The organism is Mycolicibacter hiberniae (assembly GCF_010729485.1).
Taxonomy (GTDB): domain Bacteria; phylum Actinomycetota; class Actinomycetes; order Mycobacteriales; family Mycobacteriaceae; genus Mycobacterium; species Mycobacterium hiberniae.
The window spans coordinates 1,311,741-1,323,981 of the sequence record NZ_AP022609.1 but is presented as its reverse complement, the minus strand read 5'-3'; the positions used below and the strand labels follow the sequence as shown (position 1 = coordinate 1,323,981).

Here is a 12,241-nt window from a genome sequence, read left to right as displayed (position 1 = left end):
GCACTGCCGCCGACGTCAGGTCAGCGGTCGCTCCTCGGTGACGTCGTACTCGGCGACCGCGGCCGAGAGGATCGCGGCGGCCTGCTCGTCGCCGGGCCCGCTGCCGCGGAACGCTTCCACCGCGGCCCGCGATTCCCACCGTTCGAAGATGTCGACGCGGCTCGGGTCGAGAAGATCGGCGGTGATCGCAAAGTCCAGGCATCCCGGTGCGCTGCGAGCCCGGAGCACGACGTCGCGGCACTGTTGCAGATAGCCGTCCCGCTGACCGGCATCCACCGTCAGATGTCCTGCGACGATCACCATTGCCGAAACCCTCCGTTTATGTCTCTGACCTCGCCACCATAGGCCGGAGCACCCGTCGGCCCGGTGACTGGAACACGTTTCAGTTACGCCGCCGGTGTTCGGTACGCTGACCGGGTGCCAGATGTAGCCTCGCAGCCCGCGATCGACGGGTGGTACGCCACCGACGACGCCGGCCTCCCCCACCTGATCGGCGCCAAGTGTCCGCAGTGCGGCACCTACGTGTTCCCGCCGCGTGAGAACAACTGCCCGAACCCGGCCTGCGACGGCGACACCCTGGAGCCCGTCGCACTGTCCCGGCGCGGCACCATCTGGAGCTACACCGAGAACCGGTACCTCCCGCCGGCCCCCTACCCGCCGAGCGACCCGTTCGAGCCGTTCGCGATCGCCGCGGTGGAACTGGCCGCCGAAGGCCTGATCGTGCTGGGCAAGGTGGTCGAGGGCACGCTGGCCGCGGACCTGAAGGTGGGCATGGAGATGGAACTGACCACCATGCCGCTCTACACCGACGACGACGGCGTCACGCGCACGGTTTACGCGTGGAAGAAGGTGGACTCCAATGGCTGAACCGCTGTACATCCTCGGTGCGGGCATGCACCCGTGGGGCAAGTGGGGCCGCGACTTCACCGAGTACGGCGTGGTCGCCGCCCGGGCCGCGCTGGCCGACGCCGGCCTGAACGCCCAGCAGATCCAGTTCATCGCCGGCGCGGACACCATCCGCAACGGCTACCCGGGCTTCATCGCCGGTTCGACGTTCGCCCAGAAGCTGGGCTGGAACGGGGTTCCGGTGTCGTCGAGCTACGCGGCCTGCGCCTCCGGTTCGCAGGCCCTGCAGAGCGCCCGTGCCCAGATCCTGGCCGGCTTCTGCGACGTGGCGCTGGTGATCGGCGCCGACACCACCCCCAAGGGCGCGTTCGCCCCGGTCGGCGGTGAGCGCAAGAACGACCCGGACTGGCAGCGTTTCCACCTGATCGGTGCGATGAACCCGGTCTACTTCGCATTGCTGGCGCGCCGCCGGATGGACCTCTACGGCGCCACCTCCGAGGACTTCGCCCAGGTCAAGGTCAAGAATTCGCGGCACGGCTTGTCCAACCCGAACGCCCGCTACCGCAAGGAAGCCGCGGTCGACGACGTGCTGGCCAGCCCGGTGGTCTCCGACCCGCTGCGCCAGCTCGACATCTGCGCCACCTCCGACGGTGCCGCGGCGCTGATCGTGGCCAGCGCGGAATTCGCCCGTAAGCACCTGGGTTCGCTCGAGGGTGTGCCGTCGGTGCGCGCGGTGTCCACCGTGACCCCCCGCTACCCGCAGCACCTGCCTGAATTGCCGGACATCGCAACCGATTCCACCGCGGTGGTGGCGGCACCGGAGCGGGTGTTCAAGGACCAAATCCTGGACGCCGCCTACGCCGAGGCCGGGATCGGCCCCGAGGACGTCAGCCTGGCCGAGGTCTACGACCTGTCCACCGCGCTGGAGATCGACTGGTACGAGCACCTGGGCCTGTGCGCCAAGGGTGAAGGCGAGCAGCTGCTGCGCAGCGGCGCCACCACGCTGGGTGGCCGGGTGCCGGTGAACCCGTCGGGCGGGCTGGCCTGCTTCGGTGAGGCGATCCCGGCGCAGGCGATCGCCCAGGTGTGCGAGCTGACATGGCAGTTGCGCGGTCAGGCCACCGGCCGGCAGGTCGAGGGCGCCACCGTGGGCGTGACGGCCAACCAGGGACTGTTCGGTCACGGCTCGTCGGTGATCGTCGCCCGCTAGCCCTCGGTCCGATGACCGAAACCGTCGTCGTCAAGGTCAAACCGGGCAGCCGCAAAGGCCCCCTGGTCGAGACCGATGACGACGGCCAGCTGACCGTCTACGTGCGCGAACCCGCCGTGGACGGCAAGGCCAACGCCGCCGCCATCCGGGTGCTGGCCGAGCATTTCGGGGTCCCGCGCAGCCGGGTGGAACTGGCGTCCGGCGCGGGAGCGCGAGTCAAGCGTTTCCGGATCGAGCGTTAGGCGCTCGCGCTAGGAACTGGCTTCGGCTTGCGGCAGCATCGATTCCAGCGCCGCGCGGGTGATCCGCCGAAACGCACGCTTGGGCCGGTTGGCGTCCAGAATGGCCACCTCCAGGGTGCCCGGACCCAGCTCGCGCGGCTCGGAACCATTGCCGGTGTCGGTCTGTTTGAGTGCGTTGACCGCGATGTGCAGCGCATCCGCCAGTTCCGCGTTCTCGGCGTACGACTCCTTGAGCGCGCTGGCGACCGGCTCGGTGGTGCCGCCCATCACCACGAAGTGCGGTTCGTCGGTGATCGACCCGTCGTAGGTGATGCGGTACAGCTCAGGCGCTTTCGTCTGGCCCGGGTAGGCGACGCCGGCAACGCACAACTCCACCTCATACGGCTTGGCCTGCTCGGTGAAGATGGTGCCCAGCGTCTGCGCGTAGACGTTGGCCAGCTGACGGGCGGTGACATCGCGCCGGTCGTAGGCGTATCCGCGGGTGTCGGCGAACTGGATGCCGCCGCGCCGCAGATTCTCGAACTCGTTGATCCGGCCAGCCGCCGCGAAACCCACCCTGTCGTAGAGTTCGCTGATCTTCTGCAGTGAGCGCGAAGGGTTTTCGGCCACGAACAACACGCCGTCGGCGTAGGCCAGGGCCACCACGCTCCGGCCGCGGGCGATACCTTTGCGCGCGAGCTCGCTGCGCTCGCGCATCGCCTGTTCGGGCGAGATGAAGTACGGGAAGCTCATTTCTTACCCCGCTTGGTCGCCGGTACCGGATCGCCTCCGCGCGTGCGGCTCTCGACCACCGCACGGGCCAGTTCGGCGATCCGATCCTCGGGGATCTCGACGGCGCCGTGGGCGTCGATGGCGACCGCCGTCGGGTAGATGCCACGCACCAGGTCCGGCCCGCCGGTGGCCGAGTCGTCGTCGGCGGCGTCGTAGAGCGCCTCGATGGCGACCCGCAGCGCGGAGTCCGAATCGGTGATCTGGTTGTAGAGCTTCTTGATGGACGACTTGGCGAACAGCGCGCCCGAGCCCACCGCCTGGTAGCCCTCGCTCTCGACGTTCCAGCCGCCGGCGGCGTCGAACGACACGATGCGCCCCGCAGCCTGCGGGTCTTCGGCATCGATGTCATAACCGGCCAGCAGCGGCAGAGCCACCAAGCCCTGCAGCGCGGCGCCGAGGTTGCCGCGCACCATGGTCGACAACCGGTTGACCTTGCCGGCGAATGTCAGCGGGACGCCTTCGAGCTTCTCGTAGTGCTCGAGTTCGACCGCGTAGAGCCGGGCGAACTCGACGGCGATCGCCGCGGTTCCGGCGATACCTGTGGCGGTGTACTCGTCGGTGACGTACACCTTCTGCACATCGCGGCCGGCGATCATGTTGCCCTGCGTGGAACGCCGGTCGCCGGCGATGACGACCCCGCCCGGATACGTCAGCGCCACGATGGTGGTGCCGTGCGGCAGCTGCTCACCGGCACCGCCGGGGATGGCGGCGCCGGTCGGCAGCAGCTCCGGAGCCTGCAGCCGCAGGAACTCCGAGAACGAGGACAGCCCTACACCGGTGAGCGAAAGTGCGGGAAGTGCTGAATTGAGGGGCAGACGATCACGCGACAGCCAGGTCACTGGCCGCCCTTTTGGACGTAGGCGCGCACGAAGTCCTCGGCGTTCTCCTCCAGCACGTCGTCGATCTCATCCAGCAGGTCATCGGTGTCCTCGGTGAGCTTCTCCCGGCGTTCCTGGCCCGCCGCAGTGCTTCCGGTGAGATCGTCGTCGTCTCCGCCGCCGCCGCGCTTGGTCTGCTCCTGAGCCATTGCTGCCTCCTGAATCTCGTCGGCCGCGCATCACCGCTTCCAGTTTCTCCACCCTACCGGTCAGCGCCGACGTTGCCGGGGTCTAGGTAGTGAGTTGCTGGACCAGTTCGGCCGCACTGTCCACCGAGTCCAGCAGTGCCCCGACGTGCGCCTTACTGCCACGCAGCGGCTCCAGCGTCGGGATCCGGACCAGCGAATCCCCGCCCAGGTCGAAGATCACCGAGTCCCAGCTCGCGGCGGCGATGTCGGCCCCGAACCGGCGCAGGCACTCGCCCCGGAAATAAGCGCGAGTGTCAGTCGGAGGGTTGTCGACCGCCGCCAGCACCTGTTGCTCGGTGATCAGGCGCCGCATCGAGCCCCGCGCGACCAGGCGGTTGTACAGGCCCTTGTCCAGCCGCACATCGGAGTACTGCAGGTCGATCAGGTGCAGCCGGGGCGCCGACCAGCTCAGGTTCTCGCGTTGCCGGAAGCCCTCCAGCAGACGCAGCTTCGCCGGCCAGTCCAGCAGATCCGCACACTCCATCGGATCGCGCTCCAGCTGATCGAGCACCCTGGCCCAGGTCTCGATGATGTCGGTGGCGCGCGGATCCGGATCGCGGGTCTCGACCAGCTTGGCCACTCGCTCCAGGTAGATCCGTTGCAGCGCAAGGCCAGTCATCTCACGGCCGTCCGCCAGCGCGACGGTCGCCCGCAGCGTCGGGTCCCGGCTGATCACATGCACCGCCCGCACCGGCCGGGCCAACACCAGATCGCTGAGATCGATCCCGTGCTCGGCCCCCTCCTCGATCAGGTCCAGGACCAGCGCGGTGGTGCCCACCTTGAGGTAGGTCGACGTCTCGGCGAGGTTGGCGTCGCCGATGATGACGTGCAGCCGGCGGTATTTGTCGGCGTCGGCGTGCGGTTCGTCGCGGGTGTTGATGATGCCGCGCTTGAGCGTGGTCTCCAGGCCCACCTCGACCTCGATGTAGTCGGCGCGCTGGGAGAGCTGAAAGCCCGGCTCGTCGCCGGCCGGGCCCAGCCCGACGCGCCCGGAACCGGTGACCACCTGCCGCGACACCAGGAAGGGGGTCAGGCCGGAGATGATCGCCGAGAAGGGCGTCTGCCGGCTCATCAAGTAGTTCTCGTGGGTGCCGTAGGAGGCGCCCTTGTTGTCGATGTTGTTCTTGTACAGCTGCAGCTTGGCCGCGCCCGGAACGCTGGCCACATAGCGGGCGGCGGCCTCCATGACACGCTCACCGGCCTTGTCCCAGATGACCGCGTCCAGCGGGTCGGTGACCTCGGGCGCGGAGTATTCGGGATGCGCGTGGTCGACATAGAGCCGCGCGCCGTTGGTGAGGATCATGTTGGCCGCGCCGACCTCGTCGGCGTCGATGATCGGCGGCGGCCCGCTCGAGCGGCTCAGGTCGAAGCCACGGGCGTCTCGCAGCGGCGATTCCACCTCGTAGTCCCAGCGGGTGCGCTTGGCACGCGGTATTCCCGCGGCGGCCGCGTAGGCCAGGACCGCCTGAGTGGACGTGAGAATCGGGTTGGCTGTCGGGTCCGACGGCGAAGCGATGCCGTACTCGACCTCGGTCCCGATGATCCGCTGCATACGGTTCAGCCTAAAGGGGTGCGCGAGTGCTCGAGGAACGAGACCGGTACAGGTGTTGACGCTGGCTTGGGCCGGTGGCTAATTTCACTCGATGCCCGCCGAATAACCACCGACGTATCCGGCAGACGTTACGGCGAGGTGCTGCTCGTCGAGGTAGGCGAGTCCGGTCCGCGCGCCACCGTCTACAACACTTTCCCGCTCAACGACTGCCCCGCCCAGCTGTGGTCCGCGCTGGACCCGCAGGTCATCGCGGCCGAGCACGGTGCGGCCATGGTGCTGCTCAACGGCCCGCGCTACTGGCTGATGAACACCATCGAAAAGGCGCCGCAGGGCCCGCCGGACACCGCCACCTTCGGCGGCATCGACATGATCCGGCAGGCCGAGGTGGCGCTGTCGTCGATGAATCCGGGGCCCTACACCGTCAATGAGGTGGACCGGCATGCGGTGTTCGTCTTCGATGCCGGCGAACAGATCTACGAGCTGATCGACCCCGACGGGCGCCGCTGGGTGATGCAGACCTGGAGCCAGGTGGCCGACCCCACCCTCTCGCGAGAGGACCTCGCCGGCCTGGCCGGCCGGCTCAACCTGCCACCCGGCTGGAGTTACCAAACGCGCGTGTTGACCAGCCCACTGCGCGTGGACACCGCAGCCCAAGCCGCCCGGGTGCTACAGGACGACCTGACCAACAGCTACTCGCTGCACAGCGGTTAGCAGCTACAGGTACTGGCCCAGGTTGGACTCGGTGTCGATCGCCCGGCTGGCGCTGGAGCTCTTGCCGGTGACCAGGGTGCGGATGTAGACGATCCGCTCCCCCTTCTTGCCCGAGATCCGCGCCCAGTCATCGGGATTGGTGGTGTTGGGCAGATCCTCGTTCTCGGCGAACTCATCGACGATCGAGTCCAGCAGGTGCTGGATGCGCAGACCGGGCTGACCGGTCTCCAGCACCGCCTTGATGGCGTTCTTCTTGGCTCGGTCCACGACGTTCTGGATCATGGCCCCGGAGTTGAAGTCCTTGAAGTACATGACCTCTTTGTCACCGTTGGCGTAGGTGACCTCCAGGAACCGGTTGTCGTCGATCTCGGCGTACATCCGGTCGACGACCTTCTCGATCATCGCCTTGATGCAGGCCCCGCGGTCCCCGCCGAACTCGGCGAGGTCATCGGCGTGCACCGGCAGGGTCTCGACCAGGTACTTCGAGAAGATGTCTTGCGCGGCTTCGGCATCCGGGCGCTCGATCTTGATCTTCACGTCGAGGCGGCCGGGCCGCAGGATCGCCGGGTCGATCATGTCCTCACGGTTGGAGGCGCCGATCACGATGACGTTCTCCAGCCCCTCCACACCGTCGATCTCGCTGAGCAGCTGCGGCACCACCGTGGTCTCCACGTCCGAGGAGACACCGGTGCCGCGGGTGCGGAAGATCGAGTCCATCTCGTCGAAGAACACGATGACCGGCGTGCCCTCCGAAGCCTTCTCGCGGGCCCGCTGGAAGATCAGCCGGATGTGGCGTTCGGTCTCTCCGACGAACTTGTTCAGCAGCTCAGGGCCTTTGATGTTGAGGAAGTACGACTTCGCCTCGTGGGCGTCGTCGCCGCGCACCTCGGCCATCTTCTTGGCCAGCGAGTTGGCCACCGCCTTGGCGATCAGTGTCTTACCGCAGCCGGGCGGCCCGTAGAGCAGCACCCCTTTGGGCGGACGCAGCGCGTACTCGCGGTAGAGATCCTTGTGCAGGAACGGCAGTTCCACCGCGTCGCGGATCTGCTCGATCTGGCGCGTCAGCCCACCGATGTCGCCGTAGCTGACATCGGGAACCTCTTCGAGCACAAGATCTTCGACCTCGGCCTTGGGAATGCGCTCGAAGGCGTAGCCGGCCTTGGTGTCCACCAGCAGCGAGTCACCGGGGCGCAGCTTGCGGGGGCGCCGATCATCGGACATCCCATCCGGGTTGCTGTCCGGAAGGTCCGCGGCCACCAGGGGTTCGGCGAGCCAGACGATGCGCTCCTCGTCGGCGTGGCCGACAACCAGTGCGCGGTGCCCGTCGGAGAGGATTTCGCGCAGCGTGGATATTTCGCCGACCGATTCGAAATTCCCGGCCTCGACGACCGTCAGCGCTTCGTTGAGCCGGACCGTCTGGCCCTTCTTCAACGTCGACAGGTCGATATTGGGCGAGATGTTCAGCCGCATCCGCCGGCCCGAGGTGAACACGTCGACGGTGTCGTCGTCGTGGCTGCCCAGCAGCACGCCGTAGCCGCTGGGCGGCTGGCCGAGCCGGTCGACCTCCTCGCGCAGCGCCAACAGCTGCTGACGCGCTTCCTTGAGGGTGTCCATCAGCTTGCTGTTTCGCGTGGTCAGGGCGTCGATGTGCGCTTCGAGCTGACGGACGTCGCGGCCCACGCGGGCGGTTTCCCGGGGCGAGCTCTCGACCTGTGCGCGCAGCATCGCGGCCTCGCGGCGGAGCTCTTCCAACTCGGCGAAGTCGTCGCCCGCTGTGCCCGGTCCCCCGGGCGCGTCGAAGGCCTCCGGCCGCGGCGACTCTTCTCCCATGTTGCTCATGGTGCGCTCCTTTCCCGAACTGGAAGTTGAAGCGACGGGTACCTCAACGCTACCGGCCATTGTGCATTCGCGGGGCGAGCGGCAATCCGACACTCCGTCTGCGCTGCTAGCCTCGCTCTCAAATCGGGTGATCAAGAACGACGAAGAAAGGATCCCAGTGAAGACGAAATCCCTAGCCACACGTCTGGCGGCGATCGCGGCCATCGGCGCGGCGGCCGCGGCTGTGAACTCTCTGGCAACACCGGCACCGGCCGCCGCGCAGGCCCCGACGACGGTGTTCTTCGCCCCATTGCCGCTGAACCCTGCCGCCGCAGTGCCCGCCGCCGAGGAACTGGCGGGGGTGCTCAACACGCTGGCCGACCCCAACCTCCCCGCCGTCGGGAAGTCGCACCTCGTTGAAGGTGGCCTCGGCGGACCGGAGTCGTCGATTCTGGACCGCCGGCTCAAGAAGGCCGCGCAGAACGGCGCCCTCCCGCTGTCGATCAGTGTGGCCAATGTCGCACCGGCGGGCCCGGGCGCGGCCAGTGCCGACGTCACTGCGTCGTCGCCGAAGCTGGAGCCGCACACGGTCAATCTCACCTTCGTCGACCAGGGCGGCTGGAAGCTGTCCCGGGCGTCGCTGCTGTCGCTGTCCCAGCTGACATCGAGCTGACCGCAGGCCCGATGCACCGGCACCGCCTCGCCGTTTCCGCCGCGCTCGCGGCGGTGCTGGTGCTGGCGGGCTGCGGCCAGAAGCCGGGGCCGCAGCCCGAGGCCGAGTCTGCACCGGTTCCGGTGACGTCGACGACGGTGCCCGTGCCGGCGGCCGAGTCGGCGCTGCCGGCCCCCGAGGCACTGACCGATGTGCTCTACCGGCTGGCGGACCCCGAGGTGCCCGGCACCGACAAGCTGGTGCTCGTCGAGGGCGCCAAACCCGCCGACGCCGCGACCATCGACAAGTTCGCCACCGTGCTCAAGGACGGCGGATATCTGCCGTTGAGCCTGCAGGCCGACGGCATCGGCTGGTCGGACCGCTCCCCGGGCCACGTGACCGCCGACGTCACCGTCGAAACGGCCAACCCCGACACCGGCACGTTCTTCTTCCCCATGGAGTTCACCCCGAACCACGGCGACTGGCAGCTGTCGCAGGCCACCGCCAAATCCCTGCTGGCGTTCGGCAACGCCCGCACCGGCAGCACCGAACCGGCGCCGCCGCCCTGACGATGTGGATCGGCTGGCTGGAATTCGACCTGTTGCTCGGTGACGTGCGTTCGCTCAAGCAGAAGCGCTCGGTGGTGCGCCCCATAGTCGCGGAGTTACGCCGCAAGCTCGACGTGGCGGCGGCCGAGACGGGATCGCCGGATCTGTACCGGCGCAGCGGAATCGGCGTGTCGGCGGTCTCCGGCGACCACGGCCACCTGGTGCAGATCCTGGACGCGGCCGAGCGGCTGGTGGCGGCCCGCCCGGAGATCGAGCTGCTCTCGGTGCGCCGCGGACTGAGCCGCAGCGACGACTGACGGTCCCCGAACGCTACGGACGGCCGCGCTTGCGCCCCAACCGAGTCGGGGTGACGGTGCCCGGAGCCAGTCGGCGAGCGCAGACCAGGAACGCGGTGTGGCCGCGCATCGCGTGCTGCGGGCGCACCGCCAGGCCGACCACGTTCCAGCCGCGCTGCATGGTCTCCCAGGACCGCGGCTCGGTCCAGCACTGCTGTTCGCGCAGCGCCTCGTTCACCTGGGAGAGCTGGGTGACGGTGGCGACGTAGATCACCAGCACCCCGCCGGGGATCAGCAGCCGCGCCACGGTGTCGAGGACTTCCCAGGGCGCCAGCATGTCCAGCACCACCCGATCGATCGATCCATCGGGCAGGTCGGCGTCGGCCACGTCGCCCATCACCAGCTGCCAGTTGTCGGGCTGGCCCCCGAGGAAGGTCTCGACGTTGGCACGGGCATGCACGGCATGGTCGTCGCGCAGCTCGTAGGAGATCACCTTGCCCGCCGGCCCGACCGCCCGCAGCAGCGACAGCGTCAGGGCTCCCGAACCCGCCCCGGCCTCGAGCACCCGCGCGCCCGGGAAGATGTCGCCCTCGTGGATGATCTGCGCGGCATCCTTGGGGTAGATGACCTGGGCGCCGCGCGGCATCGACATCACGTAGTCGACCAGCAGCGGCCGCAGCACCAGGAACGCGTCGCCGTTGGCGGACTTGACCACGCTGCCGTCGGGCAACCCGATCACCGCGTCGTGGGGAATGGCCCCGCGATGGGTGTGGAAGTCACCGCCGGGCACCAGCACGGTGGTGTAGCGCCGCCCCTTGGCGTCGGTGAACTGGGCCCGATCGCCCGCCTGAAAGATCCCGGATTCGGACACAGCCGTCCACCCTACGCAGCGTGTTCGCGGCGGGTTGTCGGCGCCTGCCCGTAGTGTTCCCGGGTATGAGCAGGCCGGCACTGTCCCCGTCCCGGGCGGCCGACTTCAAGCAGTGTCCGCTGCTGTACCGCTTCCGGGCCATCGATCGGCTGCCGGAACCACCCTCGACCGCCCAGCTGCGCGGCTCGGTGGTGCACGGCGCGTTGGAGCGCCTGTACGCCCTGCCGGCGGCCCAGCGCGGCCCCGAGACCGCCCAGGGCCTGGTGGCCCCGGCCTGGGAACAGCTGCTCGACGCCGCGCCGGACTGCGCCGCCGGCCTCGATGCCGAGCAGCTCATGGCCGAGGCACGCAAGCTGCTGGCCGGCTACTACCGGCTGGAGGATCCCCGCCGCTTCGACCCGCAGAGCTGCGAGCAGCGGGTGGAGGTCGAGCTGGCCGACGGCACCCTGCTGCGCGGATTCGTCGACCGCATCGACGTCGCGGCGAGCGGCGAACTGCGGGTGGTCGACTACAAGACCGGTAGGGCTCCGGCGGCGGCGGGGAGGCTTCCCGGCGCCGAGTCGAAGGCGCTGTTTCAGATGAAGTTCTACGCCGTGGCGCTGTTGCGCTCCCGCGGCGTGCTGCCCGCACGGCTGCGGCTGATCTACCTGGCCGACGGGCAACTGCTGGACTACGCGCCAGATCACGGCGAGCTGCTGCGGTTCGAGAAGATCTTGGTCGCGATCTGGCGTGCCATCCAAACCGCCGGTGCCACCGGAGATTTCCGGCCACAGCCGTCACGCCTGTGCGACTGGTGCGCACACCGTGCGCTGTGTCCGGCCTTCGGCGGGACACCGCCCCCCTACCCCGGCTGGCCGGCGGACAGCGCGGCGTGACCGGCAGCTACTACCACCGGGCAAGCGGTGCGGGCCCAGACGACGTGGTCTACCGGCCTACTGACCTGACCCGCAGCAACTGGGGCCTGCTCCAGCACGGTTCACCGCCGCTGGCCCTGCTCACCCGCGAGATCGAGCACCTGCTCGCCGGATCGGATCAGCGGGTGGCCCGGCTGAGCCTGGACATCCTGGGGGCCGTCCCGCTGGCCCCGGTACGGGTGGCGGCGCGGGTGCAGCGGCCGGGCCGGCGGATCCGGCTGCTGGAGGCCGAGATGCTCAGCTGTGACGACGACCGGCCGGTGGCGCGGCTGAGCGCCTGGGCGCTGGCCACCTCCGACACCGCCGCGGTGACCAGCGACCGGCACGCGCCCCTTGCCAGCGTGCCGCCGCTGCCACTGCCGGACTGGTTCGCCCAGGCCAGCGGGTACGCCGAGTCGGTGACGTGGCGCGTGCAGCCCGACGCGCCCGACGGCTCGGCGATCGCCTGGCTGAGCCCGCAGGTGTCCCTGGTGGACGACGAGCCGACCACCGCGCTGCAGCGGCTGGCGATGGTGGTGGACTCCGCGAACGGCGTTGGCGCCGCACTGGACGTCGACGAGTACCTGTTCATGAACACCGACACCGTGGTACACCTGCACCGGTTGCCGACCGGGACGGAATTCGGCCTGCGGGCCCGCGCCTCCATCGGGCCGGACGGGGTGGGGGTCACCACCGCGGAGCTGTTCGACCATGACGGATTCGTCGGGACATCCGCGCAGGCGTTGTTGGTGCAGCGGCGCTGAC

At 69.0% G+C, this 12,241-nt stretch carries 16 protein-coding genes; 9 read left to right on the top strand and 7 right to left on the bottom strand.

The window, feature by feature from the left end; genetic code table 11:
* Positions 1 to 15: 15 nt before the first annotated feature.
* A complete protein-coding gene (locus tag G6N14_RS06205) occupies positions 16 to 303 on the bottom strand; it encodes a putative quinol monooxygenase (RefSeq protein WP_085135634.1) in 288 nt (95 codons plus the stop codon).
* Between the two features lie 114 nt (positions 304 to 417).
* Here G6N14_RS06205 and G6N14_RS06200 point away from each other — a divergent pair, with 114 nt between their 5' ends.
* The 3 genes from G6N14_RS06200 to G6N14_RS06190 are packed head-to-tail and all read left to right on the top strand — an operon-like array spanning position 418 to position 2,298.
* Positions 418 to 867: a Zn-ribbon domain-containing OB-fold protein gene (locus tag G6N14_RS06200; RefSeq protein ID WP_085135635.1), complete on the top strand. Its 450-nt coding sequence runs from the start codon at positions 418 to 420 to the stop codon at positions 865 to 867.
* On the top strand, positions 860 to 2,056 hold the full coding sequence (locus G6N14_RS06195; RefSeq protein WP_085135636.1) for a lipid-transfer protein: 1,197 nt from the start codon (positions 860 to 862) through the stop codon (positions 2,054 to 2,056). Before G6N14_RS06200 ends, G6N14_RS06195 begins: the two co-directional genes overlap by 8 nt.
* A gap of 11 nt (positions 2,057 to 2,067) precedes the next feature.
* Complete coding sequence (locus tag G6N14_RS06190) at positions 2,068 to 2,298, top strand: DUF167 domain-containing protein (protein WP_085135637.1); 231 nt, start codon at positions 2,068 to 2,070, stop codon at positions 2,296 to 2,298.
* Positions 2,299 to 2,307: 9 nt separating this feature from the next.
* Here G6N14_RS06190 and prcA read toward each other — a convergent pair whose 3' ends face one another.
* The 4 genes from prcA to dop form a co-directional block, all read right to left on the bottom strand.
* Entirely contained in the window at positions 2,308 to 3,030 is a 723-nt protein-coding gene (gene prcA / locus G6N14_RS06185) for a proteasome subunit alpha (protein ID WP_085135638.1), read from the bottom strand.
* On the bottom strand, positions 3,027 to 3,908 hold the full coding sequence (gene prcB, locus G6N14_RS06180) for a proteasome subunit beta (RefSeq protein WP_085135639.1): 882 nt from the start codon (positions 3,906 to 3,908) through the stop codon (positions 3,027 to 3,029). Before prcB ends, prcA begins: the two co-directional genes overlap by 4 nt.
* Positions 3,905 to 4,096 carry a ubiquitin-like protein Pup gene (locus tag G6N14_RS06175; RefSeq protein WP_085135640.1) on the bottom strand — a complete coding sequence of 64 codons (192 nt, stop codon included), beginning with the start codon at positions 4,094 to 4,096 and terminating at the stop codon, positions 3,905 to 3,907. The genes prcB and G6N14_RS06175 overlap by 4 nt, the downstream gene beginning before the upstream one ends.
* 82 nt (positions 4,097 to 4,178) lie before the next feature.
* Positions 4,179 to 5,687 carry a depupylase/deamidase Dop gene (gene dop, locus G6N14_RS06170; RefSeq protein ID WP_085135641.1) on the bottom strand — a complete coding sequence of 503 codons (1,509 nt, stop codon included), beginning with the start codon at positions 5,685 to 5,687 and terminating at the stop codon, positions 4,179 to 4,181.
* A 102-nt stretch (positions 5,688 to 5,789) separates the two neighbouring features.
* Between dop and G6N14_RS06165 the strand changes: the two genes are divergently transcribed.
* Entirely contained in the window at positions 5,790 to 6,398 is a 609-nt protein-coding gene (locus G6N14_RS06165) for a hypothetical protein (protein WP_109559801.1), read from the top strand.
* A gap of 3 nt (positions 6,399 to 6,401) precedes the next feature.
* Here G6N14_RS06165 and arc read toward each other — a convergent pair whose 3' ends face one another.
* Positions 6,402 to 8,228: a proteasome ATPase gene (arc, locus tag G6N14_RS06160; RefSeq protein ID WP_085135685.1), complete on the bottom strand. Its 1,827-nt coding sequence runs from the start codon at positions 8,226 to 8,228 to the stop codon at positions 6,402 to 6,404.
* Positions 8,229 to 8,394: 166 nt separating this feature from the next.
* Here arc and G6N14_RS06155 point away from each other — a divergent pair, with 166 nt between their 5' ends.
* Genes G6N14_RS06155 through G6N14_RS06145 form a run of 3 tightly spaced genes read left to right on the top strand, consistent with a single transcriptional unit; the run spans position 8,395 to position 9,733 of the window.
* The gene (locus G6N14_RS06155; RefSeq protein WP_085135686.1) at positions 8,395 to 8,889 is read left to right on the top strand and encodes an MTB12 family secreted protein; all 495 of its coding nucleotides are present in this window, start codon (positions 8,395 to 8,397) and stop codon (positions 8,887 to 8,889) included.
* A gap of 11 nt (positions 8,890 to 8,900) precedes the next feature.
* On the top strand, positions 8,901 to 9,437 hold the full coding sequence (locus G6N14_RS06150; RefSeq protein WP_085135642.1) for a lipoprotein LppK: 537 nt from the start codon (positions 8,901 to 8,903) through the stop codon (positions 9,435 to 9,437).
* A 2-nt stretch (positions 9,438 to 9,439) separates the two neighbouring features.
* Positions 9,440 to 9,733: a DUF503 domain-containing protein gene (locus G6N14_RS06145; RefSeq protein WP_046317799.1), complete on the top strand. Its 294-nt coding sequence runs from the start codon at positions 9,440 to 9,442 to the stop codon at positions 9,731 to 9,733.
* Between the two features lie 13 nt (positions 9,734 to 9,746).
* Here the strand turns inward: G6N14_RS06145 and G6N14_RS06140 are convergent, their stop codons facing one another.
* Entirely contained in the window at positions 9,747 to 10,583 is an 837-nt protein-coding gene (locus G6N14_RS06140) for a tRNA (adenine-N1)-methyltransferase (RefSeq protein ID WP_085135643.1), read from the bottom strand.
* Positions 10,584 to 10,648: 65 nt separating this feature from the next.
* Here G6N14_RS06140 and G6N14_RS06135 point away from each other — a divergent pair, with 65 nt between their 5' ends.
* Complete coding sequence (locus G6N14_RS06135; protein ID WP_085135644.1) at positions 10,649 to 11,458, top strand: RecB family exonuclease; 810 nt, start codon at positions 10,649 to 10,651, stop codon at positions 11,456 to 11,458.
* Positions 11,455 to 12,240 (top strand): thioesterase family protein, encoded by a 786-nt coding sequence (locus tag G6N14_RS06130; RefSeq protein WP_085135687.1) that lies wholly within the window; start codon positions 11,455 to 11,457, stop codon positions 12,238 to 12,240. The genes G6N14_RS06135 and G6N14_RS06130 overlap by 4 nt, the downstream gene beginning before the upstream one ends.
* The last annotated feature ends 1 nt before the right edge of the window (position 12,241 follow it).